Origin of the sequence: Psychrobacter sp. N25K4-3-2 (assembly GCF_015351755.1) — a bacterium.
Classification (GTDB): Bacteria; Pseudomonadota; Gammaproteobacteria; order Pseudomonadales; family Moraxellaceae; genus Psychrobacter; species Psychrobacter glaciei.
Genome location: NZ_JADKLX010000003.1, coordinates 477,645 through 503,926 on the forward strand (window position 1 = coordinate 477,645; position 26,282 = coordinate 503,926).

The 26,282-nt window shown below is 43.9% G+C and carries 16 protein-coding genes; 7 read left to right on the plus strand and 9 right to left on the minus strand.

Features of this window, described 5'->3' with window-relative positions:
* Positions 1-95: 95 nt before the first annotated feature.
* A complete protein-coding gene (locus IOD06_RS09930) occupies positions 96-1,304 on the plus strand; it encodes a serine hydrolase (protein WP_194620752.1) in 1,209 nt (402 codons plus the stop codon).
* A 73-nt stretch (positions 1,305-1,377) separates the two neighbouring features.
* Complete coding sequence (locus IOD06_RS13620) at positions 1,378-1,887, plus strand: pilin (RefSeq protein ID WP_194620753.1); 510 nt, start codon at positions 1,378-1,380, stop codon at positions 1,885-1,887.
* 115 nt (positions 1,888-2,002) lie between these two features.
* Here IOD06_RS13620 and fdxA read toward each other — a convergent pair whose 3' ends face one another.
* Complete coding sequence (fdxA, locus tag IOD06_RS09940) at positions 2,003-2,326, minus strand: ferredoxin FdxA (RefSeq protein WP_194620754.1); 324 nt, start codon at positions 2,324-2,326, stop codon at positions 2,003-2,005.
* 102 nt (positions 2,327-2,428) lie between these two features.
* Positions 2,429-5,557, minus strand: coding sequence for a DNA mismatch repair protein MutS (gene mutS, locus IOD06_RS09945; RefSeq protein WP_194620755.1), 3,129 nt, complete (start codon positions 5,555-5,557; stop codon positions 2,429-2,431).
* 406 nt (positions 5,558-5,963) lie between these two features.
* Between mutS and secA the strand changes: the two genes are divergently transcribed.
* The gene (gene secA, locus IOD06_RS09950; protein WP_194620756.1) at positions 5,964-8,765 is read left to right on the plus strand and encodes a preprotein translocase subunit SecA; all 2,802 of its coding nucleotides are present in this window, start codon (positions 5,964-5,966) and stop codon (positions 8,763-8,765) included.
* A 242-nt stretch (positions 8,766-9,007) separates the two neighbouring features.
* On the plus strand, positions 9,008-9,541 hold the full coding sequence (locus IOD06_RS09955) for a hypothetical protein (protein ID WP_194620757.1): 534 nt from the start codon (positions 9,008-9,010) through the stop codon (positions 9,539-9,541).
* A 220-nt stretch (positions 9,542-9,761) separates the two neighbouring features.
* Here the strand turns inward: IOD06_RS09955 and IOD06_RS09960 are convergent, their stop codons facing one another.
* The 5 genes from IOD06_RS09960 to IOD06_RS09980 all read right to left on the minus strand — a co-directional run bounded on the left by IOD06_RS09960 (position 9,762) and on the right by IOD06_RS09980 (position 15,991).
* Positions 9,762-10,415, minus strand: coding sequence for a YsnF/AvaK domain-containing protein (locus IOD06_RS09960; protein WP_194620758.1), 654 nt, complete (start codon positions 10,413-10,415; stop codon positions 9,762-9,764).
* 363 nt (positions 10,416-10,778) lie between these two features.
* On the minus strand, positions 10,779-11,627 hold the full coding sequence (locus tag IOD06_RS09965; RefSeq protein ID WP_194620759.1) for a DUF2382 domain-containing protein: 849 nt from the start codon (positions 11,625-11,627) through the stop codon (positions 10,779-10,781).
* 427 nt (positions 11,628-12,054) lie between these two features.
* Positions 12,055-13,236, minus strand: a complete 1,182-nt coding sequence (locus IOD06_RS09970; protein WP_194620760.1) for a thiolase family protein — start codon at positions 13,234-13,236, stop codon at positions 12,055-12,057.
* A 276-nt stretch (positions 13,237-13,512) separates the two neighbouring features.
* Entirely contained in the window at positions 13,513-14,871 is a 1,359-nt protein-coding gene (locus IOD06_RS09975; RefSeq protein ID WP_189582975.1) for a homoserine dehydrogenase, read from the minus strand.
* Between the two features lie 265 nt (positions 14,872-15,136).
* Entirely contained in the window at positions 15,137-15,991 is an 855-nt protein-coding gene (locus IOD06_RS09980; protein ID WP_194620761.1) for a DsbC family protein, read from the minus strand.
* Between the two features lie 389 nt (positions 15,992-16,380).
* Here IOD06_RS09980 and IOD06_RS09985 point away from each other — a divergent pair, with 389 nt between their 5' ends.
* On the plus strand, positions 16,381-17,310 hold the full coding sequence (locus IOD06_RS09985) for a DUF808 domain-containing protein (protein WP_194620762.1): 930 nt from the start codon (positions 16,381-16,383) through the stop codon (positions 17,308-17,310).
* Between the two features lie 165 nt (positions 17,311-17,475).
* On the opposite strand, the gene IOD06_RS09990 is transcribed toward IOD06_RS09985, so the two are convergent.
* On the minus strand, positions 17,476-21,825 hold the full coding sequence (locus IOD06_RS09990; RefSeq protein WP_194620763.1) for an Rne/Rng family ribonuclease: 4,350 nt from the start codon (positions 21,823-21,825) through the stop codon (positions 17,476-17,478).
* 1,257 nt (positions 21,826-23,082) lie between these two features.
* Here IOD06_RS09990 and IOD06_RS09995 point away from each other — a divergent pair.
* Together IOD06_RS09995 and IOD06_RS10000 are read left to right on the plus strand one after the other, a co-directional pair.
* Positions 23,083-24,093: an RluA family pseudouridine synthase gene (locus IOD06_RS09995; protein ID WP_194620764.1), complete on the plus strand. Its 1,011-nt coding sequence runs from the start codon at positions 23,083-23,085 to the stop codon at positions 24,091-24,093.
* Positions 24,094-24,240: 147 nt separating this feature from the next.
* Positions 24,241-24,909, plus strand: a complete 669-nt coding sequence (locus IOD06_RS10000; RefSeq protein WP_194620765.1) for an HAD-IA family hydrolase — start codon at positions 24,241-24,243, stop codon at positions 24,907-24,909.
* A gap of 280 nt (positions 24,910-25,189) precedes the next feature.
* On the opposite strand, the gene yihA is transcribed toward IOD06_RS10000, so the two are convergent.
* Complete coding sequence (yihA, locus tag IOD06_RS10005) at positions 25,190-25,990, minus strand: ribosome biogenesis GTP-binding protein YihA/YsxC (RefSeq protein WP_227669984.1); 801 nt, start codon at positions 25,988-25,990, stop codon at positions 25,190-25,192.
* Positions 25,991-26,282 lie beyond the last annotated feature (292 nt).

A 26,282-nucleotide genomic window follows, 5' to 3' on the forward strand; every position in this document is an offset into this window, starting at 1 on the left:
TAAACAGCTTGTAAACAGTTTATTGCAAATAAGCTAAGAGTCATCTTAGCTTATTTTTTTGTAAAAAATTTAACATAAATTCAAATGGTTTAGTCATGCTGCTTAATAATATAAATAAAAAACAATTTTATGCTGTATATATTCTCAAGCTCTTATTTATACTGGCCATCGTTACTCTGATTGTCTATTATTATGTGAATACATCCGCTCGTAGTCAGCTATGGCTAAAGACCTACCCAATACGTGCCGAACTGTCTGTCGCCAATATCAGCTGTAGTGATGGTAGTCCTCTATGGCTAGCCGATATGTTAAAGTATCAAACCCGCCATAATAATGCTCCCGCCAATCAAATTGCGTATATTGATTCAAGTGGCAATTTATATCACTGCGAAAATGGCTATGTAGGACGATATCCAGTTATATCGATGCCTATTACTGAACAAACACGCTTTCGTTATGCCAGCATAACTAAGCTATGGACGTCAGATGCAGTTTTATCACTTATAAAGAATGGCAAGCTATCGCTAGACACTAAATTGCACACAATCATCACCGAGATTGATTCACCAAAAGATGCCCGTATCAACGATATCACTATCCGTCAGTTATTGCTACATCGAGCTGGTTTCGATCGTTATAGTATGTTTGGTCAGGATATGTTTGGTATCGGCAAGGATATTTGCCCCAATCATCTAGATGGTTTGAATGATATTGAGCTTGGCTTTGAGCCTGGCCGCAAAACCAGCTATTCCAATTTAGGCTACTGCTTATTGGGTGAAGTGGTTAGTCGACTGAATAAAAATAAAACCTATAAAGATATCATTACGCAGCAGTACAATTTTTCGGATACTAGCTTACGTTTTGTATCGAACGCAGCGATGGATGATGAAGTAACTTATAATTATTTAGAAACAGGGTTGACTGGTTATGCTGATATTTATACCGCGTTTGATTATGATGCGCTGGCATCATCGGCAGGGCTGTCAGGTAATGCAAAAGACTTGGCGCAGCAAGTTTGGAAAATGGCAAAAAAGCCCGCTCCAAATATTACGTCATTGGATGCTGATATAATCTGTAATATGCGTGATGTAACAGAGGAGTGCTATGGTTATGCAATGCTCCCTTATCAACCAAATTCGAAATCTGCCACTGTTTATTATAGAGATGGTAGCTTATTAGGGTTATCAACGTTAGTTGCAGTAGATGAGCGCGGCAGGGTGATTGCATTATTGAGTAACGGCACGCCAGATACAGGAGTGGATCATAATCTCAAAACGAAGATATATGAGTATTTAACCCATTAATCATCTATTTTAAAGGAGTGATGGCACATGGTGTGCAATATTAGGTTAACTTTGATAACTTGATACAAATGCCATGACTACTATTAAAACGACTCAAAATCGTCACTCCCTGACCCAAATGGGCTTTACTTTGATTGAGTTGATGATTGTGGTGGCTATTATCGGTATATTAGCTGCGATTGCTATTCCTCAATATCAGATTTATATTGGCAAGACCCAAGCGACGAGAGTGATTAATGAGATTGGACAGCTACGACTGACAGTAGAAGAATGTATACAGACAGGTCGGACAGTGATTGGGTTAGGAACGAATGATTGTGATCCACGCGCATCGGCTTCCAACCTGATAGTAGGTGGCTCACAAGTAGGGGTTGTTCTACCCAACAACATGGGTGTAGCACAACTGAGTAATCCACTGACATTGACGACCAGTATTACTGCCATCGTATCTAATCAAGTGAACCCGAAACTATTAGGCAAAAAAATAGAGTGGCTACGCACAAGTTCAGGCTCTTGGAGCTGTAGCAGCGATATAGACGCGTTATATTTACCCAATTCTTGTAGCTATAACGCTAGCCTATAGCTTGCTCAGTTGATAGAGATATTTACTATCTATGCAATAAAAAACCACCTAACCGCATATCGCCATTAAGTGGTTTCTTATTGTCTCAATACATTGAGCAGTGTTAAAGAGCTATTTATTTCTCTAAATATTGAATCTTACCTTGTACGCCATCCCACTTTTCAGCTTCTGGCATTTGCCCTTTCATCTCTGTGATGTTTGGCCATTTCTGTGCCAGTTCTTCGTTTAGCTGAGTGAACATCTCTTGATCTTTGGGTACTTCATCTTCTGAGAAGATCGCATTGGCCGGACATTCAGGCTCGCATAGTGCGCAGTCGATACACTCATCAGGATCGATGACGAGGAAGTTTGGGCCTTCATAAAAGCAGTCCACAGGACAGACTTCCACACAGTCGGTGTATTTGCAAAGAATGCAGTTATCTGTAACGACAAAGGTCATAGTGATGTCTACCTGTTATTGGTTGAGCTAATAAATAGATGAAAATTCTTATATTAGGATAGGACATATTTTAGCGCCTTTAAGGCTATTTGACAATTCCCTTTAATGACTAATGAATTTCTTAAGATGATAGAGAAGGTCATGTGCTTGCTTCGGTGTTAGATTGTCAGGGTTGATGGCGCTTAGTTCATCTTGTAAGCTAAATAGCTGATTTTGCTGTGGATTATTGAGCGTGTTCGATGCTTGAGTAGTATGGCTCACCTCTTGGTCTAGAGGATGACCATTATAAGCCTGCTGGCGTTTATCCTTTACTGACTTAGCTAATTCATTTTTGTCATCAACTTTATCAACAACAACTTTTTCATTTTCTATTTTTACGCTATTTATTTTCAAGTTATCTATTTTCAAGTTGTCTACTAAATAACGCTTGGCATCATTTAATACCTGAATAGGAATGCCAGCCATCTTGGCGACGTGTAATCCAAAGCTAGAGCTGGCGGCACCTTCGCGAATTTGATGTAGTAGTAGCAACTGACCATCAACTTCACTGGCAGCGACATGGACATTACGAATGTTAGCATGATTGGCTTCACCATCCTTTGACAATTGTGTCAGCTCAAAATAATGAGTGGCAAATAAGGTTAGGCAGCCAATCTCGACCAAGCGATTGACACAGGCATGAGCAATTGCCAGACCGTCAGTGGTCGCCGTACCACGTCCGACTTCATCCATTAATACGAGTGATTTATTCGTTGCTTGATTGAGAATATTAGCAGTTTCAATCATCTCCACCATAAAGGTGGATTTGCCGCCCGCTAAATCATCAGCCGAGCCAATACGGGTAAAGATACGATCAATGTCGCCAATATGCGCATGCTCAGCTGGGACAAAGCTACCGCAATGCGCCAGTAGGACTATAAGAGCCGTTTGACGCATATAGGTCGATTTTCCGCCCATATTGGGACCGGTAATCATTAACAGGCGTTCAGGGTTTCCAGCGCTACCAAGTGCGCAATCATTGGCAACGAACTGGCTAGTATGCTTTGCATGACTGTTTTGATTGGTGCTATTTCCAAGGTTAGTTGGATTTAGTACGGCTTCAACGACGACATGACGACCTGCTTTGATGTCGATACTGGTTTGACTATTATTATTCAAGACATTCTTCGAGTGATTGTTGTTTAAGCCGCTTTCTAAGCCACTATCATCTTTTGATTCATTGCTCATCACTGGGCGTTGCCAGTTATAAATCACTGCGAGCTGTGCCCAATTGCTAAGCACATCTATTTGGGCGATCGCAGCGCTCAGCTGTTGTAGTTCAGCTAAATGGCTGCTTAAAATGGTTAACAGTTCGTGATACAGCTGCTTTTCACGAGTCAATGCTAAGGTTTGTGCGCTCAGATACTCGGTCTCGACCTGTTTTAGCTCATCAGTAATAAAACGCTCGCTGCTTTTGAGCGTTTGCCGACGGATAAAGTGCGCCGGTGCATTTTTTGCCTGCATTTTGGGCAGTTCAAAATAAAAGCCACTGACTTTATTAAAGCCGACTTTTAGGCTGGGTAATTGGCTCTCTTGACGTGCACGCTCTACCATCTCATCCAATGTCGTTTGAATATTGTCATGCAGATGAGTCAAGCGATCAAACTCTTCATCATAGCCAGCCGCAAGCATACCACCATCACGGATATGTGCAGGCGGTTCTGCGATAATGGCACGCTCAATCAGCTCGGCGACGGACTGTACCGCAGGCAACTGGTCAGGCAATTGCTGCATTAGCATCGGCAACAGTCCTGACTGCTCTTGGCTAATGCCTGAATTTATCAGTAGAGTAGTAATCTGCGCACTACTAGCGATACCATCAGCGAGTTTACGTAAGTCGCGTGGCTTGGCGCTCATCAGACCGATTCGGCTACTGATTCGCTCAATATCGCCGATGGCATTTAGGGTCTCGCGTAAGTTACTGACTAGTGAATTACTTTCTAAGTTTTGCTTCAGCTGTTTATTTTCGTCAGTTTGATTGTCTGTTTGCAAAAGACTGGTTATCGCATTTAGGCGCATATTGATACGTGAATGCTGACGTAAAGGGCGCTTCATCTGCTGTACCAGCAATCGTCTACCCATCGGAGTCTGACAGTGGTTTAGCACTGATATCAATGAAGTGCCGCTGTTGCTGACAGGCGTAAATAGCTCAAGGTTTTGCTGACTATTGGCATCGATAATCAGATAATCATCATTATACTCAACGATGAGTTGATTGACTTGTGGTACATGACGCTGCTGAGTTTGCCGAGCATAATGAATAAGCGCAGCACAGCTAGATTGCGCCAACGGTGCATCACTAATTCCTAGACCATCGAGACGTTGCACGCCAAACTGCTGGCATAAGGTTGAGCTGGCATGCTCAGGATGAAAGTCATTGGCAGCGACTTCGATAATAGGGCAGTCAAGATTTTGACGTAGCCATAGCAGCCATTCTGCATCAGTACCGCTAATACTATCGCTGAGTACTTCGCTAATGATACATTCACTGGGCGCGAAGCGTGCGAGCACCGTCAGTATTTGGGTTTGTAAGCCTTCGATATCATTTTTATCCGCTGTCAGGCTTTGGGTGGTCAACGTGCCAGCGGCTAAATCCATTTGGCTAATGGCAGCTTGTAGTGGCTGATTGCTATTCGATTTAGGCATAGCAATATCAATGGCGACCACAGTAGGGGTATGGTTTGGCGCAATTAATGCATCATCGGTAATCGTACCTGCCGTCAGAGTTTTGACCACTTCACGGCGCATAATACTGCCAGCGGTCGATTTGCTTTTATCTTTTTTTTGCTTATCGCCCATCGTAGGCGTATTGGATTTATTACTCGCATTGCCAGTGGTTGATTCGTCGATTTGCTCGCAGACGACAACTGTCTGCCCAGCCGCAATCAGCCGTGCCATATAGCTGTCAGCCGCATGAAATGGTACGCCTGCCATCGCAATTGTGTTGCCTGCTTTGTCCGTACCACGGCGAGTGAGCGTGATATCCAATATTTGTGCCGCGCGCTTGGCATCATCGAAAAATAACTCATAAAAATCACCCATGCGGTACAGCAGTAGCGCTTGTGGATAATTGGCTTTCATGGTTAGATATTGCACCATCATCGGCGTATGGTCTGCTAAATGATAAACGGCGTCACCTATGACTAACGGTTCAGGTGAATGAGGGCTTTGAGCGATTGGTTTGACAGTCATGCACGGTCTCTTGTGGTTCTTAGATAAGTTTACGATGGGTGAAATGATGTGGTTATAAGAATGAATAGTCATCAAACTATGGCTTTGAACAAGGCGTTCAAAAGCTAAGTACCTTAAAGGTATAAGCGCTATTTTAACACGTCCTGCGCCACTTTTACGTCAGCAAATATCTGCTCGTTGCCCTTGTATCCATCAGCGCCATAACCATATATAATGACGGCACACTTAGTTGGGCGATACTTCATTAGGCGACATGTTATCAGGCAGTATCTTATTCATGAGTGCTTTGTTAATCAGTGCTTTGTTAAGCGTTACTTAGTCGGGTGATGACAAGAATGACAAGGCAGCACACTAAACCTTAGCTAATGCGCACTAATTATCGAATATTTCCATAGGTCAAAAAATTATGTTATCAAAGATTATAGGCAGTGTCGTTGGCACCAAAAATGACCGCGAACTAAAGCGCATGCGCAAAGTGGTCAGCAAGATCAACGCACGAGAAGCTGAAATACAAGCCCTGTCTGATGAGCAATTACAGCAAAAAACCGAAGAGTTTAAAGCCCGCCATCAAAAAGGTGAGAGCTTAGATGCATTGTTACCAGAAGCGTTTGCCGTCTGCCGTGAAGCGTCACTACGGGTCAATGGCATGCGTCACTACGATGTGCAGCTGATCGGTGGTATCACCTTGCACGAAGGCAAAATCGCTGAGATGAAAACCGGTGAGGGTAAAACCTTAATGGGTACCTTAGCCATGTATCTAAATGGCATCAGCGGTAAAGGTGTGCATCTGGTCACGGTCAACGATTATTTGGCAGCGCGTGATGCTGAATTGAACCGTCCATTATTTAGCTTTTTGGGCATGACGGTTGGGGTTATTTATTCGCAGCAACCGCCACAAGAAAAGATTGATGCTTATCAAGCCGATATCACTTACGGTACCAATAATGAATACGGCTTTGATTATCTACGCGACAACATGGTGTTTAGTTTAGGCGAGAAAAAGCAGCGCTCATTAAACTTCTGTATTATTGATGAAATTGACTCTATCTTAATTGATGAAGCTCGTACGCCGCTGATTATCTCGGGTCAAGCCGAAGATTCTTCACGTATGTACGCGTTGATTAACACTATTATTCCTGTGCTAATCCGTTCAAAGGACGAAGAAGCCAACAAGAACAACGAAGAAGAAGATTTTTGGATTGATGAAAAGAACCGTCAGATTGAGATTAGCGAAAAAGGCTATGAAAAAATTGAGCGCTTCTTAATTGAAGTTGGCGAGCTTGGCGAAAACGAAAGTTTATATAGCCCAAGCCGTTTGCCATTGTTGGCTCACGTACAAGCAGCCATCCGCGCTCATCATGTGTTTGTCAAAAACGTTCATTACATCGTTGATGAAGGCGAAGTGGTCATCGTTGATGAAAATACTGGTCGTACGATGCCTGGTCGTCGCTGGTCAGAAGGTCTGCATCAAGCGGTAGAAGCCAAGGAAAATGCTGAAATTCAAGCAGAAAACCAAACGCTGGCAACAACGACATTTCAGAACTACTTCCGTCTGTATGAAAAATTATCTGGTATGACGGGTACGGCTGATACTGAAGCGGCAGAATTTAAGTCAACCTATGACTTAGATGTCATCGTTATCCCAACGCACGAGCCAATTGCACGTATCGATATGGATGACCAGATTTTCTTAACCAAGTTAGGCAAATACAAAGGCATCATCCGCGAAATCAAAGAGATTCAAGCCAAAGGTGCGCCAGTCTTGGTGGGTACGGCGACGATTGAAGCCAGTGAAGAGTTGTCTTATTTGCTCGATGAAGAAGGCGTCAAGCACAACGTTCTAAACGCCAAGCAGCATGAGCGTGAAGCAGAAATTATCGCGCAAGCGGGTAGCCCAACATCTGTCACGATTGCCACCAACATGGCTGGTCGTGGTACAGATATTATTCTTGGTGGTAACTGGCAATCGTTTATCGAAGACATTGACTCTGTCAGCCCAGAAGAGATGAAGCGCCTCAAAGCGGAATGGCAAGTTAGGCATGACCAAGTCGTTGCCGCAGGTGGTTTGCATATCATTGGTTCTGAGCGTCATGAATCGCGCCGTATTGATAATCAGCTACGTGGTCGTGCTGGTCGTCAAGGTGACCCTGGTATGTCACGTTTCTTTTTATCGCTCGAAGATGACTTGATGCGTATCTTCGCAGGCGATCGTGTCGTAAATATGATGCGTGCCATGGGTCTCAAAGAAGACGAAGCCATTGAGCATAAAATGGTCTCAAAATCGATTGAAAACGCCCAAGGCAAAGTAGAAAGTCGCGATTTTGATGCGCGTAAAAACTTGCTCAAATATGATGATGTTGCCAATGAGCAGCGTAAAGTCATCTACGGTCAGCGCGATGATTTGTTAGCAGATATGGATTTGTTAGAAGCCATTGAAATCATGCATCATGAAGTCTATAACGCCATGATCAGCCAATTTATTCCGCCAGGCTCTATCGATGACCAATGGAATGTTGACAGTCTAGAAGATGAGCTTGAAGATGAGTTTAAGATATCAATGCCGATTAATGATTGGCTAGATGAAGATCGCCGCCTGGATGAAGAAGGGCTACGCGCCAAAATCATTCAGACAGCACTGGATCATTATCATGGTCGCCGTGAGCAGATGGGAGAAAAGGATGCTGCCCAGCTTGAGCGTCACTTTATGCTTCAGAGCCTAGATAAACATTGGAAAGAACATCTGACGCAAATGGATCAGCTGCGTAAAGGCATTCATCTGCGTGGTTATGCGCAAAAAAACCCTGAGCAAGAATATAAGCGTGAATCATTTGAGTTGTTCCAAATGATGCTAGGGGCGATTAAATCAGAGACCGTACAAGATTTATCACGTGTGCATATTCCAACCAAAGAAGAGTTAGAAGCATTAGAGATTCAGCAGCGTGAGAATGCTGCGCATATGCGCATGCAATTCGAGCATGATGATGTGGATAATTTGGATAGTAGCTCAAACAGTCCAGCTGGTCAACCGCAATCACAGAACCGGAGCACTGGTGGCGGTGTTGCGGCAGCTGGCATGAGTGCTGCTGTGGCTGGCAATGGTGGTCATGCTAATGAACCCAACCCTTACGCTGGTATGAACATCAGCCGTAATGCACCTTGTCCTTGTGGTTCAGGACTTAAGTATAAACAGTGCCATGGCAAAATCTAGTCATTAGTTGTCATAACCTCGTGCTTATAGACTGATAAATCAATAAGAAAGCCCTTATCTAATTCAGATAGGGGCTTTCTTATATTCGTTAGAGCGTCTTTTTATGGTTAAACTGTATTTTATGGTCGGAGCATGCTCTTATGAAATGCCCAAACACTTTGTATTGATTACTTACAAATTCAGCATAGGCGTGAATTTATGGACACGCTATAGTGTTTAGCATATCTATTTGGGAGAGTATTATGAGTTTAGAACGATTAAAACAGTTGCGTACCTCTGTTGCGATGACAGCTTTATTGGCTGGCGCGCTAACCGTTAGTGCCTGTCAGCAAAAGCAAGAGCCTGAACAAAGCCTAGAAGACGATATAAGTGCGGAACAATCTGTGCCTATGTCTGCTGACCCTGCCGAACCTAATGATGTGATCGTCGCTCCTACAGATGCGTCAGCCAGTCAGGTCGAGAACGATACGGTTGCCTCAGTGAATGGTGGTGTGACACAAATAAATTATTTGTGTGCCCCTGAACTACAAGTTGAAGCGACTTATAAAGACGCTGATAACCAAGTGGTCCTTGCTACCGCTCAAGGAACAGCAACCTTGATGAAAACCAATGATGCTAGCAATCCTGAAGTATTTGAAGCTGCGACTGGTATGGATGGGGAAGCAGGTTTTGTTCAGTGGCGTGTGGCACATGAAGCGCGCGAAACCGGTGTGATGCGAACAGCAGGTGCAGATGCCGCTAATGTGAGCACTTATGAATGTAAGAAAACATCATAATAATACCAAATTCAAAAAGCAAAATGAGGACACGCCCTAGCTTCGTCAAACTCGTCTAGTCTACAGTAGGTAGTACTTTCATTCGTTTTCCTTGTATCCAAATTATATTGAACCGACTATACTTTCATTTTTGTGAATACTATCAGTAAGCTATCAAGAAAAAAGCAACGTTGTCGTTGCTTTTTTTATATCTGATTTTTGAGTTATTCACAAAGGCCATTTATTTTTTATAAGTAGATGTGCGCTCATGCTCCAAAAACCCTTCCTCTGTTACCTCTAGCTCTTCATGCTTGAGCTCTACTTCAATACGGTCAGTATGCGTATGCGTGCTTTTGTTGACGTCAACTTCTTGAATGACATAGGTATCTTTGGTGATGGTCGCCACTTGACGCGATAAGATGATTTCTACGGGCTCATCACCGATTTCAACCTGCTTATCATTGATAGTAATAACTGCTCTGCTATCAAGTGCTGGCTCAACATGGCGCAGTATGTCTTTATCATCGTAATTACCCGACAGTAAATCCTGACTTTCGGCATCATGATACTCAGTACGGACGGTAATATATTCTTCTATCAATTCAATCGGCACTTGAATCGTCTTGGTTCGAGAGTGCTTAGTGACAGTTACCTTGCCTACATCTAAGCGTTCTTTGTTGATGACAGGGCGTTCTTCTAATAATTCCAAACGTCCGCCATTTCCTCTTTGGTTCAAAGCAGTAAGTGGATCTTTGTCATGATTGGGCGCAGTAAGTTCATTTTCACCACTTTGTTTAGTCTCAACACCATGATCAGCAATAGGCATATTTGTGTCAGTTGCTAGCGTTTCCTCAGTATTCACTGCTTGGTTTAAACGGTTATTATTAGCTGTCATTTTAGTCTTCCTTGTTATTAGTAAATAGATTTCAAAAATACATTGTTGAAGATTTTTTATTATAAAACATCAATTTTACCAATGACGGTTAACGTCATCATATCGTCGATTTATTTCAAAAAATAGCGCTGGTGGGATAAGTTTATCGAAGTCTTTGAAATGCAAAGGACATAGCACACGAGGAAAATTTATACGAACTTATAAATTACACCAAGTTAAAAAAGATAGTATCTAATATAAAAAAAAGACCAGAGACGGGCTCTGGCCTTTCTAAGCTAAGTAAGATACTCAGCTGCTAGTAACGGTCACTTGCTGCTTGTTTGCTTATCTAATTTGCAACAACCAGCGACTGTTTTTAGCATATTACATGCCACGAGCGCGGCGTACATCTTCAGCGGTGATACCGTCGCGGTCGACAATATTGCCTTTACGGTCAACCACATTACCATCACGATCAATGTCTAACTCTTCACGTTGAATGGTATCAACGATGGTTTCAGTATGACGTTCAGTCGTCTTACCAACGTTCACTTCTTCTGAAACATAGGTTTCTTTGCCGACGCGAGCGCGTTCTGCTGATAGCTCTACTTCGATACTTTCATTACCGTTCACGTCACCGATATGACGATCAGTAGGGCGGTCGACATTGGTACGTTCGATATTAGCGTGTTCTTCTTCTAACTCGACATCGACGTTGCGTTCTTCAGTAACGACATGCTTACCAACTTTTACCAGACCAGCGACGATACGGTCTTTATTAACGGTCAGACGCTCTTCTAGCAGCTCTAGCGTGTTTGGCGCTTCGTAGTTATGCTCAGCAATTTCCATACGCTCTTCTGTTGGTACGCTGTCAGCAACGAATGATTGACGATCTTTTTCATATTGCTCTTTATAACTGTACTGATAGTCGTGATCGTAGACGTCCATTGCTTCTACTTGCGCCTGTGTCAAGCTATCAAAGAATACGTCATCACCAACGATACGTGCTAAACCTGCTGGGACTAATACTTCTTTTGAGCTAAACCAACCACCCGCATCAACGATTAGATAACGAATGCGGCCAGTCGTATCTTCTACTAGAGCACCTTCAATTTTACCGATTTTTTCTTCATTGACGCCATAAGCTACTTTGCCTGTTGGGTCATAATAGTCATCACCAATAAGATCACGGTGGGTAGCTTGAATATCTTTTAAACGAATTAGTTGGCTCATTATTATCTTCCTTTTATATGAGTAAATGATTAACGGTTCTGTCATAAAGCTAAATTTTTTAAAACAATCATTATTTTTATGGAGCTCTTATTGCTTTACTAAAATCAAGCACTGTAGCTAGCGGTGTTAAATAGCTTCTACATCAACTTGTAATTATCATAACATCATGATTTTAGATGAGATACATGAGCAAGGTAGCAAAGTGTGCGCTTGAAGTAATCGCGTGTAATAGGCTGTAAAAGACAGGATAAATATATATTTTTGAGTTAAGGATTTCTTACTGTAAAGAACATTATTCATCTATTGAGAGGTTTTTATGCATAAAAAAACCGCAGAGCAATTAGCAGTGCGGTTTTTGAGTAAGACATACATACAAGATCAGATCGTGCGTTCTATTTAAAAAACGACGTTCCAGTACGGTTGATGCTTACGGCAATTCAATAGCAACCGCTACCGCTTCACCGCCACCGATACATAGCGTAGCAACGCCTTTTTTACCGCCAGTACGTTTTAGAGAGTTGATAAGCGTTATTAGGATGCGCGCACCTGAACAGCCAACTGGGTGACCAAGGGCACAAGCGCCGCCTTCAACGTTTACTTTAGCATGGTCGATTTTTAGCTCGTCCATAGCGGCCATAGTGACCATCGCAAAAGCTTCATTGATTTCCCATAAATCGACATCTGCTACTGACCAGCCAGCACCCGTCAATACTTTCTCGATTGCACCGATCGGCGCGATGGTGAATTCACTTGGATGGCGTGAGTTCGAAGCAGTCGCCACGATACGAGCTTGATAATCAAGACCTTCGGCCTTCGCTTGTGACTCTTTCATGACTACGACAGCCGCAGCACCATCTGAGATTGAGCTAGCATTAGCGGCAGTAATCGTACCGTCTTTAGCAAATGCTGGACGCAAGGTCGGGATGCGATCAGCGTTTGCAAGTGCTGGTTGTTCATCAGTATCGACCGTTTGCTCGCCTTTGCGGGTTTCAAAGGTAACAGGCGTGATCTCGTCTGAGAAGTGACCATCTTTGATAGCTGTTAGGGCACGATTTAGCGATTCGATAGCAAACGCATCCATCTGCTCACGGGTATAGCCTTTTTCAATGGCCATTTCTTGAGCGAACATGCCCATTAGCTTACCAGTTTCGGCGTCTTCTAGACCGTCTAGGAACATGTGATCTTTGACTTCTTTGTGACCCATACGGTAGCCGCCACGTGACCCTGGCATGAGGTAAGGTGCGTTGGTCATTGATTCCATGCCGCCAGCAACCGCGACATTAAAGCTACCAGCTTTGATACCATCATGCGCTTGCATGACTGCTTTTAGACCTGAGCCGCAAAGCTTATTGATGGTGACAGCACCTGTGGCATCAGACAGACCTGCTTTACGCATGGCCTGACGGGCAGGGCCTTGACCCAAACCAGCGGTCAAGATACAGCCCATAATTACTTCATCAATATTATCCGGACTAACACCAGAGCGCTCAACAGCGGCTTTAATCGCTGTTGCACCTAAGTCGGTCGCACTCACGTCTTTTAGAGCGCCTTGGAAGCCACCCATTGGGGTACGTGCGCCGTTTAAAATTACAATTGCATCATTTGACATTGTTATTCTTCCTTTCCATTTGTTTTAACAAAAATATTTTAATAAAATTATTGTGATTAATTAATAATATGAGTACTTCTAGATTTTATTCAAGGTTATAGTCCATGCTTAGAAGTATCGTTATTGTTCTCTATATCAATACTTCATCAGTACTTCTAAGGTACTAAGCATTCAGAGGCCTCAATAATTGAAAGATCTAGCATTCAAAATGAGGACATATCCTAGTTATGAAAGCACCCATTATTAACCATTAATCATCGGTTCCAAACTTCTGACCTAAGCAAGCTCATCCAAACGAATACGAACGACTTTATCGGTAATCGTATCTAGCTTTTCGATTTTTTCGATGGCCAGATTCATTTGACTCTCAACCACTGGCAGCGTCAATATAATGACAGGTACTTGACCCAGTTTATGAGCAGGCTTTTGCAAAATCGCGTCGATGTTGATACCAGCATCGCTTAGGATGCGAGTAATATCTGCTAACACGCCCGGACTGTCATAAGCATGGACGCGTAAATAATAGCCAGTAATCATCTGTTCAGCACGTAATATTGGCGTGTCTGACAGCTGTTCAGGAATAAACGCAAGATGCGGCACATGGTGGCCGTGGTTGTTTTGATTGCTGTTGCCTTGATCGTCACAGTCAGTATTGCCTAGGACACGGACTAAATCCATGACGTCAGCCATCACCGCAGAAGCGGTTGCACCAGCACCAGCGCCATCACCGCAATACAACGTTTGTCCAAGCGGGTGCGAGTTGACCAGTACCGCATTCTTTACGCCATTGACGTTAGCAAGTAATGCGTCTTGTGGAATAAGTGTCGGGTGTACGCGCAATTCAACACCAGCATCATCAGCATTGCCTTGGCCATCACGGCGTACCGCAAATCCTAAATGCTTGATACGGTAGCCAAGCTCTTCGGCATAGTTGACATCTTGCAGAGTAATACCAGTGATACCTTCACAGTAGACTTTATCAAACTGTAGCGGAATGCCAAAGGCGATCGAGGCAAGTAGCGCCAATTTATGCGCCGCATCAATGCCCTCGACATCGAAAGTGGGATCTGCTTCTGCGTAACCCAGCTCTTGCGCTTCACTTAGTACGTCGGCAAACGGACGACCTTTATCCCGCATTTCGGTCATGATAAAGTTACCAGTACCGTTGATGATACCTGCGAGCCAATCAATTTTATTGGCAGCAAGCGCCTCACGCATCACCTTAATAATCGGAATACCGCCTGCCACCGCCGCTTCATAAGCGACGTGGACGTTGTTGGCCTCAGCGAAAGCGAAGATCTCATTGCCATGCTCAGCCAATAATGCTTTGTTTGCGGTCACGACATGCTTGCCATTTTTGATAGCATGCATGATGACGTCTTTGGCTAGGGTAGTGCCACCAATCACTTCGATAACGATATCGACATTGTCGCTTGCCGCAATTGCCATCAAGTCACTGTTTTGCATGATATTTGAATCAATATCATCACGCTGACGACGCGTACCCACTTCGGTGATTATAATGTCGCGTCCGCTACGGCGTTTTAGTTCATCTAAATTGTCGTTGATTAGATTGATCACGCCTGTTCCGACGGTGCCCAGACCAAGTATCGCTAGTTTGATGGAATTACTCACAGTATCCTCAAGAGGTTAAATATAATGACGCGAGTATAACGCTGTGGCAATGTCAAATGAGCCTGCGGTACTAAACGTACAGTCTGTGCGCATTATCTGGTGCTGCCAGTTTAACTGCTTCATTATAGTTGAATAAAAAATGCTCAAATAAAAATGGAATTGCTAATATTGCATCGCGCTTTATCGTATCATACCGACAAGCGCTTGTGACGTCTACTCAATGTCGCTGGGGTCAACAATATCAAAAATATCATATGGCGATCGATTAAATAGCACCGACTGCTTGGGCCAATTCTGCGGCTGGTAGATAACCACCCACTTGCTCTCCTGCTTCAGTGAAGATAGCAGGTGTACCACGTACCCCAAGCCTTGATCCTAAAGCCATATGCGCTTGTACAGGATTGGCACAGCTAGGCGCTTGTACATTGGCGCCCATTTTTGCCTGATTCATGGCAGCTTTGCGATCTTGGCTACACCAAATAGCTTCCATTTTTGGCACTGACTCTTGACCGCGTGGCCATGCCAAATAACGCACTTCGATACCGCGCGCATTGATATCATCCATCTCTGAGTGTAGTTTGCGACAGTAGCCACAGTCTGCATCGGTAAAGGCATAAACAACGGCTTTGGTCGTACCTTTTGCTGGATAAATGACCATCTCTTTTTTATCGACGGCTTTTAGCGCTTCTTGCGCGGTACTAGCGACTAGTGCCGCACTGATATCAACTGGAGCTGCGTCACCCACAGCGATAATCTGACCCTGAATAATGTGTTTACCAGATTTATCAGTAAAGAAAGCAGGCAGTCCTTCAGCAGTCACCCAGTAAATACCATCCATATCTGTCGGTACAGCTGAGACGATTTTTTCTTCAATCCCAGAAGCGTTTAAGTTGGCCTGAAGCGCTGTAACCACAGCGGCATCATTACCGGTAGCGGTATTGCTCGTTTTGGCTTGAGCACTGTTGACCACGCTGGCATTACTATTGGTGGCATCCGCGCTATTGTTTGAGCAGCCGGCTGCGACGATGACTAATAAGGCACCTATGATGACCCGAGACAAAGGGTTGCGTGAAAATTTATCAGCAGTTGGCATGGCTTTAGAAAAAGGAGAGAAGGACATAGGGTGTTTCCTTTAGGCAGTCACGCCTAATCAAGGGTTCATAATAAAAGGATTTTTTGTATTCTCTGACCCATCCATCATGACGAGTAAGTCGCATGATAAGAAGGGCAACGTTGACTGGTTTTATAGCATGTATTGATCATAAAGGATAAGTAATAATATAGGTTATATTAACATATTTTTTTTAATAATCTCTAAAGGCTGTTTTTTATGCCACTCGTAAATACAATGCATCGATAGCGGCTAGGCCTTGCAAAATAAAATACATTTGTACTATTTAATATCGCCTCATGTCTAGGTAATCTATTGCTTATAATCACTTTTATGACAATATTAACGTCATTTTGCAACATTTACTAATTTAAGCGAATTCACGCTAAGGAACGCGTATGGCAGGTGCAAGTTTATTAACCCTACTTGATGATATCAGTGTAATACTCGATGACGTTTCGGTCATGACCAAAGTGGCCGCAAAAAAAACCGCTGGTGTGCTAGGTGATGACTTAGCCCTTAACGCTGAGCAAGTAACAGGTGTCAAAGCCAGTCGCGAGCTCCCCGTGGTTTGGGCGGTCGCCAAAGGCTCATTCATCAATAAGCTCATCCTAGTACCTGCGGCGTTATTAATCAGTACTATCTATCCACCTTTGGTCACGTTTTTGCTCATGTGCGGTGGTCTATTCTTGGCTTATGAAGGTGCTGAAAAAGTCATCCATAAGTTTTGGCCGCATATTTTACCGCACGACGAGGAGCAAAATGCGCGTCGGCAAGCCAATGCAGATGAAACCGTCGATCTAGTCGCTTTTGAGAAAGGAAAAATCAAAGGTGCTATCCGCACGGATTTTATCCTGTCTGCTGAGATTATTGTCATTGCCTTAGGCTCAGCCGCAGGGGCAAGCTTGCTAGAAAAAAGCTTGGTACTCTCCATTATTGCGATAGCGATTACCGTTGGGGTGTATGGTTTGGTGGCTGGGATTGTCAGAATGGATGATGTTGGTCTGCATCTGATGAAGCAATCGAGCAATATTAAGCAGAAGGTGGGCGCATTTTTAGTATCGGCGGCACCTAAGCTGATGAAATTTTTATCTATCGCTGGGACGTTGGCTATGTTCTTGGTCGGTGGTGGTATTTTGGTACACGGTATCGACTTTTTACATCATGGCGTCGAAAACTTGGCGCATTTGACTGGAATGTTTGAAAGTGTGACAACGACGCTGTTAAATGGCCTAGTTGGCTTAGTAGTAGGGGTGGTCATGGTCGCGATTATTACGATCATTGGCAAAATACGCGGTAAGGATAAAGACGCATCTTCTGCGCATTAAAGGTGTTGCACTGAATATGATTGGTATAGCTTGCCCACTATAAAATCACTACAGCGTTAACCTCGCTGATCATACTAATGTATAGCTTGCTCCAAGCAGTATCTAACATAAAAAAGCCCCAAAGTTGCTTACAACTTTGGGGCTTTTACGTTTGAGCTTATATGACTAGCTTTCGCTGTCTGACTCATCAGACTCTAGCTTTTCAGCTTGCGTCGGCTTTTTATGGTCAGTCTTTGGCTTACGACTGCGTGCTTTTGGTACTTTGGGCGTGGTTAAATTAAACATGCCAGTTTGTGGCAGTAGTTGCTCTGCTACATTCTCAATCATGTTCTTATAACTGGCTATCGTCGTTTTTGACTTGGCCGCCTGAATTTCCTCTTTAGTTGATTGCTCTACTATAGGCTGCTCAGTTTGCTCAAGTTCAACCTCAGCACTTTTCACCTCCGCACCTTTCACCTCAACCTCTTCAACATCATTGCTTTTGGTGTCAGGACTTTCAACGCTTGTTTCCTCTAACGCTTGTTCTGCCTCTAGCAGTTGCTCGCTATCAGCGCTAACATCATCTGCTTGCGTTTGATTGGCTAAGGCTGTCGCTTCTACCTTGTGCGCATCAACGTCATTACTGATTTGCTCAGACTCAGTGACTGGCTCGCTAGCAGAAACGGTTGGTTCCGCTGCTTGCTCATCAGGGATAGTGAGTACAGCTGGTTCCTGATAATCAGGATGTTGACCGCGTGGATCGTTGCTGGCACGTTTGCCAATAGCGCGTGGCTCAACGGCTGTTTTGCCTTGTGCCGCTGCAAACTGACTGACCGCTTGCGTCATTGCTTCAAAGCGGGCAAGGTAATCCGCTGCTAAAGGCTGATAGCCGTAGTTGCTAAAGTCAAAGCGACGAGTGGCAAAGTCATTGTCGTCGCCTTTGTTCTCGCTTGAATCGCCTTCAACGTTAGTGCCATTGCCAGCCGTTTGAGCTTTCTGCGTATGTGCTTCAATAGCAGCAATAAAGCAGCTAATGACGCCATCACTTTTTAAACGACTTTCTGCATCCGTTAATGCTTTACGAACAAAATCACCAACCGAACCACGAATGGTCGGTACGCTTGCTACTGCTTGCTCAGTTGCTTGAGGCTGCTCAGCAGATTGCGCTTGCTGACTACGAACGACACGCGGGTCATTGCTCGCTTGTCCGAACTTCTTAGCTGTCACGTAGCGTTTGGCAAACAATGCGTCATGTGTCAGCTCAAGCGCTGAGTTACTAGGGCTGCTAGTATCCGTCGCGGCCGTAGTCGCGTTGTCATCGTCAGTTTTTTGCGCGCTTGGTGCTGTTGCTACGCTAGCTGCCTCAGTAGTTACTGGCTTCTGACTATCAGCTTGACTGTCACTATTGCCTTTAGACGCTGCTTGCTCATCTACCGACGCTGTTTTGTCATCGACTTTACGGTCGTCTGTAGGTGCAGCCTGTTGCGCCGGATCTGCCGTAGTGCTCACTTCTGCATCAGTGCTTTCGGCAGTATTTGCTTGTGTACTGCTTCTTTTCGTATCACTAACAGGCTCATTGTCCTGTTGAGTACTATCTTTTATATCAGTACTTTTTTCTGTAGTGATGTTTTCTTCAGCGCTTTTTACCTGAGTACTTTTTTGACTAGTACCGTGCTGATTCGTACCGTGCTCATTAGTGCCATGCTTGTCAGTACTTTTCACTGCACTGTTTTGCTGGTTAGTACTCTCTTTAGCAGCGTTCTGCTGAGTTGCACTGTCTTCTCTACGTTCTTTTGTAGTCTCATCTTTCGTAGTGTCACGCGCCGAGTTTGGTTTTTCAGCAGATTGATGAGTGACCTGTGCAGGCTTACTATCATCCAGAGATAAGTGAACCACTTCTGGTTTCTTAAGCTCATTGGTTGCTTCATTGACCTGTAGCACCACTTCGTTAGGATCTTGATTACGGCGTGTGCTCGCTTGGTTTTTGTTAGCACCGGTATCCGTTTTCTGAGTATTTTGTTTAGCATTATCAGCTGTTAACGTCTCGCCGCGCTCAAGCTTGCCGCGTGAACTACGCTGAGTGTTTGACTTACGCTTAGTGCGGGTTTGCTCATCTGCCGTGTTGCTGTCTTTTTGCTCAGCATCGTCGCGGTTACTATCGCTATGCCCGTTGTTATTACTATTACGGCTGTTATCTTGACGATTATTACGGTTGCGATCACTCGTGCGTCTATTATCCTGCTGACGTTTGTCTTGGGTGTCAGCTGATTTGTCATCAGTGCTACCGGCGGCGCTGCTATCGGCACTACTGTTGGCTACGTTATCACTGCTTGTGTCGTCACGCGGCTCTTTTCTTTGATGCGGCTTAGAAGATCTCGATTTGCGTGGCTTACGTCTTCTTCTATCCTCAGCACTGTTGTCGTCAGTATCACTGTCCGTGTTGCGACGTGCTTGTTGACGGTTAGCATTATTACTCGACGCTTGGTTGTCGCTTTTTTGAATATTGTCTTGCTGAGTCGTTTGCGATGGATTCTGAGCATTGCCAGTCAGCGCACTACTATCCACTTGTCCAAAAGAGCCTAAGCTTTGCGCACCATTATTCACCAGCGCTTCGATGGCTTCAGCCGCATCACGACTACTGATGCTATTGGTTGTTTGTGCCTGCGGGGCTTGCGCAAATAGATTGGACAACCAAGCAACAGCTTGTGGTTGGGCAGTCGTTGCGACGCTAGGAGACGGAGTCGTTATAGCAGCGGCAGGTGCTGCAACAGCGACGTTCGCCGCTTTATTATCTTGTGGCGCGTGCGTCGATGAAGCGTTATTAGTGCTCGTATTATTACGGCGGTCATTGCTATGATTGACGGTGCTGCTCTGCTGCTCAGCAGTATTCTGTGGTGCAGTAGTTACAGGGCTAGTTGCTTGGTTCGTAGCGCTGCTATCTCTTGTTTGACGAGGCTGGCGGGTAGGCTGCTGTTCGGGACGTTCCTTTTCAGCCGTTTGCCAATCAACATTATAGCCAAGATCACTGTGTTCTTGGGCAGTATCAGTGATACGCTCGTAGCTTGAAGGCGCAAAACCGTCACGGTTGAAGTGTAGTTTAAAGTTTGGCGATTCTAAATGTGCGTGTGGCAAGATGGTGATACGCGTACCACTGTCTTGCTCAAGATACACTAAGGCATCACGTTTTTCATTCAATAAAAATGCTGCGATATCTGTCGGTACTTCGGCTTGCACTTCACCTTGACGCTCTTTGAGTGCGATTTGTTCAATCTGACGCATAATCGATAGTGACAACGAGCGCAAGTCACGAATCATGCCATTGCCATGACAGCGTGGGCAGATATAACCGGTCGACTCTTCTAATGACGGACGCAGACGCTGACGGCTCATTTCCATCAAACCAAACTTAGAAATATCGCCAAATTGAACGCGGGCACGGTCATATTTGGTGGCATCAACCAGACGTTTTTCAACTTCTTTTTGGTGCTTATTGTCGTTCATGTCGATGAAGTCAATGACAATCAAGCCGCCCATATCACGCAAGCGCAGTTGACGGGCAATCTCGTCTGCTGCTTCTAAATTGGTATGGTAAGCAGTCTCGGCGACATCTGAGCCTTTAGTAGATTTGGCAGAGTTGATATCGATAGAGACCAATGCTTCAGTTTGGTCAATGACGATCGAACCACCTGATGGCAGACGCACTTCGCGCTGATAAGCTGTTTCGATTTGTTTTTCGATATTAAAGCGCGAAAACATCGGCTCGTAATCGGTGTATTTACGCAGTTTTTCTGCTTGTTTTGGCATGACCGCATCGATAAAACCTGCCGCTTCAATATAAGCATTTTCGTTATCGATCCAAATCTCAGCAATATCATCACGCAGATAATCACGCACGGCACGTGTGACGACGCCCGCTTCTTGATGTACCAAGCGCGGTGATGGATATTTTTGGTTTTGTTCTTGGATGGCTTGCCAGATATTGAGCAGATGGTTTAAATCATGTTGTAAGTCTTCTTGGGTTTTGCCGATACCAGCAGTACGAATGATGACGCTCATACCTTTTGGCAAATCCAAACTGCCCAGCATACGCTTCATATCTTCGCGTAATTTACCAGAGATTTGACGAGAGATACCGCCACCACGAGGGTTGTTTGGCATTAATACCAGATAACGTCCAGCCAATGATACGTAAGTCGATAAGGCAGCGCCTTTATTGCCGCGTTCCTCTTTCTCGACTTGGACGATTAGCTCATCGCCTTCTTTGATCAATTTTTTGATGTTTTCGTCACGAGGATTGCCGCTTAGATATTCAGCAGAAATTTCACGAATCGGCAAAAACCCTTGGCGCTGTGAGCCATATTCGACAAACACGGCTTCAAGCGATGGCTCGACACGGGTGACGTGGCCTTTATAAATGTTAGATTTTTTTTGTTCGCGGGTACGGTTTTCTAAATCGAAATCGTAAAGATGATTGCCTTTACATAAGGCGACACGAATTTCTTCGTTTTGAGTGGCGTTGATCAGAATACGTTTCATACTATTATCCTATGAGTACACAGGACAACGACAAGAAGGGCTATTATATTGAAAAACTCTGAATGATAAACTTTTACGTTAAATGACTTTTATAGCAAGCCACATTCACGATGTATTCAGACTGCCAATTGGACAGCGATCAATATAAAAATAACCAAAGCAAGAAGGCAGTAGTATCAAGTGACGCTAATATTGATATCAGCTAAAAATACCAGATGTGAGAGGAGCGTCGTGCTCAGATAAAGTTGGATAAATAAAAGGGAGCATTAAGAGGCGCTCATAAAAAACTTACCTGTTAACTCACAATGAATTGACTACGTTTGAGCGTACCAGACAGATGGTTCTAAGTAGCTACTAATACAGGGTGTAAGGCTGTAAGGTTATCTACTGTTAATATTTTAGTGGCTCGCAATGATTGCCGCTAAAGTATTAACACCGAATGCCAATCGTTTTGTATCGATTTAGAGGCTTGGCTATTAACATCCTTGCCACCATAAATTTTACCAAGATGATTAACATGTAAAGTGGTGAAGGGCGTTTAATATACTTTGTAAGAGTCTATCGAAGCGCTTGCCACATGGTTACAATTTATTCGCTGTACTGTTTATACTTCAAACCGTTAAATTCAGCGAACCTCTCAATATTAGCTCAAATCAATTCAATTGTTTTATCTATTATTTTAACTTATAACATCTATATATTTTGGTATCTGATTTTAAGAGTGCCACTGCGCTGTTGCTCAGCGGGGCGTACTTGGCAAACAGAATAGGTAACCGGCTCATTAGCTCGGTTGGGTATATCTCTTTTATAATGCATCTATTTTATCTGTTTGACCGCCAATATTCAGGCAGCTCTAAACTCTTAATATCGGACTACCGTCACTTGCTCAACTGCGCTTGCCTAATATGATTAAAAATCAAGTCGTGGTCGTGCGTTAAATGAGTAGTTGTGTACTGCTATCGCTCGATAAATGGACTTGTTTGTCAGTATTATCGAAGCAATTATGTTTGGTATAAATACCGCTTATTGGACGCTACGCCGTGTATTACTTGGCATTTAGTCCTAAAAATTAGATGATGCGTGCAAAATTAGCTTGAGGGACAAGGCATGCCTCGTTACTAGCAAGTAGTAAAGATGACGACCGGTCGTTTGAGACAATAAGGATTATTGCCGCAACCTCTGCTTAATTGGCGCTCAACATGTTAAACTATAACAAATCTTTGTGTAAATACCTAACTAAAAATGACAAACTCCAAAATGACTGACGACGCAACTACCCATGAAGCTCCTGCTATTTTTAATAGCAAAACCCGTCCGCAAAGCGCCGACGATGAGATTAGTAACTTTGGAAAGGTTAATTACCTTGAAGTCACTCGCCATCAGCACGACCAGCGCTTGGATAACTTTTTGCTGAACCGCCTAAAAGGTTTGCCAAAACCGCATATCTATAAAATGATTCGCTCAGATGAGATTCGAGTCAATAACAAGCGTTGTAAAGCCCACGATAGATTACAGCGTGAAGACGTGGTACGTATCGCGCCAGTGGTACTCGCCACCCGCGAAAAGCCCATCATCAGCACCGAGTTTGCTAAAAGCCTATTAGCACGTGTGGTCTACGAAGATGATGGCCTGCTGGTGCTTAATAAGCCTTCTGGCATTGCAGTACATGGTGGCAGCGGTCTTGATTTTGGCGTCATCGAAGCCATGCGTGAAGTGACTGGTAAAAAATATCTAGAGTTGATCCATCGTATCGACAAAGATACCTCAGGTCTGCTGATGATTTCTAAGAAACGCTCAGCGCTAAAGACATTGCAGCAGTATTTGGTCGATAAGACTATTCAAAAACATTATCTGTGTATTGCCAAAGGACAACCCGCCCTGAATGAGCAACGTATCGATGCGCCATTGTTACGCTACACACTTGATAGCGGTGAGCGCCGCGTTAAAGTAGAGGCTCAGGACGCACAATCCAAAGAAAGCCAGACAGATATTATTGTCCATGAACGTTTTATGATTGCCGGTCAACCAGTCAGCTTGATAGAAGCTAAGCCACTGACGGGTCGTACCCATCAAATTCGTGTGCATTTGGCTCATATTGGTCATGCTATCCTAGGGGACAGTAAGTATAACGTCCATGACAAGTCTGGCGTGCATCGTCTGTGCTTGCATGCATGGCGCTTAGACATTCCTGGTTATAAAACTATCACGGCACCATTGCCCGATGAGATGGTTGACTGGCTGCCAGAGCAAACCAAATTGCCTGAATAAGCTTGAATCTCTCGTGTTTCAGGTTACATTTTAGCTGGTATTAAGTATTGATCCTAAACGTCATGCTCACTTATTTATTTCTACCAATAAGTCGGCGTGACGTTTTAGCATCTGAAATAAATGCGCACCATTTACTAAGGCAAATTCATGAATAAACAGTCTGATCATCGCTTAGCCGACAAGACGCTAGTTATTTTTGATTGGGATGGTACGTTGATGGATTCAATCGGTCTGATTGTTGAGTCCATGCATGTGGCAGGAGAGGCACATGGCTTTCAAACCACCGATCAAGCCGTCAAAGACATCATTGGTCTTAGCCTGATGAATGGTATTGAGATTTTGTATCCGCAGGCCAGTGAGGCGCAAAAGCTTGCCATTCAACAAAGCTACGCTGACTATTATATTCCAAACAGCCACCGCACACCGTTCTTTGCCCCTACAGAAACCATGCTAAAGACTTTACAACAGCAGGGTCGTAAGCTTGCTGTTGCAACCGGCAAAAAGCGGCGTGGACTGGATCGCGTACTGGATGCTTCGGCAAGTCATGATTATTTTGATATTACCCGCTGTGCCGATGAGTCAGGTTCAAAGCCTGATCCGCAGATGCTGACGGATATCTTGAATCATACGCAGCAGCCAGTATCTGACGCCGTATTTATCGGTGATAGTATTTATGATATTCAAATGGCAAATAAACTTGGCATGACTAGTATTGCTGTTAACTACGGGACAGCATCCAGCGCTGAGTTGGCTGCCCAGCTACCTACTTATCAAGTTGACACACCGCAAGCGTTAGCTGAGCTGTTGTGTGACTAGACTCAGAGCAGACAGATAAATGACAATAAAAAAGGGTTTATCACTATTAGCGATAAACCCTTTTTTTTATCAATTTTTATAAAATGCTACTAGGGCGTGTCATCATTTAGATTGTGAGGCTTAAAATGAGGAAAATTGCAGCCAAACAAGAAAGAAATTACCGTAAATATGAACATATTGACAAGATTTCTGACGATGTTTGGCAAAATTTAACCATTTTAAGACCACTAAATGTATCAATGTGCTAATTGATGACACGCCCTAACTAATGGTCTGCTATTTATTTATCAGTTGGCAGCTCATCATTAGATTGTTCATTAGCAGGCTGATCACTATCAGACTGTTCGTTATCTTCGAGCAATTCTTCTTCGAGCGGGTCATCATCAAGCAGATTAAAAGAGGATTCAATGATTTTGTTGTCATTAAGCTGGTAATCGTACCAATTGCCCATCACACCAGCCAATTCATCGAGGCCTTCTTTTCTCAAGGCTGAAAATAACTGAATGGTACATTTAAGACCTAACTCTTTCAGTCTTTTGCGGGTATTGAGTAAGGCGTTTTTAGAAGCACCATACTTCAATTTATCTGCTTTAGTCAGCAAAATATGGACGGGTAGCTCACCTTCTTTGGCCCAAAATAGCATTTGCTCATCAAAGAATTTGAGCGGATGACGAATATCTGTCATCAGCACTAAGCCTGCTAGGCTTGAGCGTGATACCAAATATTCTTCCAACTCGACCTGCCATTCTTTTTTCATTTCCAGCGGCACGGCAGCATAACCATAGCCTGGTAAATCAACCAGACGTCTGTGCTTATCGCCAATACTAAAAAAGTTAATCATCTGCGTACGACCAGGGGTCTTGGACGAGCGCGCCAACTGCCGCTGATTGGTCAATGCATTAATGGCCGAGGACTTACCCGCGTTTGAGCGTCCTGCAAAAGCAACCTCTAACCCGACATCAGGCGGACAAAGGCGAAAAGTAGGCGCTGACGTCATAAACTCAGTTTGCTGAATTCGTTGGCGCGATTTGGTATTAAACACCGCATGTTCGGCGGCGACATCTGTAAACGGGGTACTCATAAATGGCTCATTAATCTGCAAAAAATTGGATACGGTAGTGAGAATTGGTGGTTGGCTAATCATCAAAGCGACGCATTAAATAAATAGAATACGAGTGGCTCTTGCTGACAACAATCGCTGTTTTAAACCAGTGACTATTCTATACTATTAACCGTCTTACTTATTGAAATTACGGTGATTAGTCTTATATAAATGACAGCATACCATTAAAGTGTAGTAGCGCTTAGCGAAAGTTTTCCTCGCATAAAAAAGCGTTACTAAAGTCAAACTCGATTCATGTATACTAAATTGA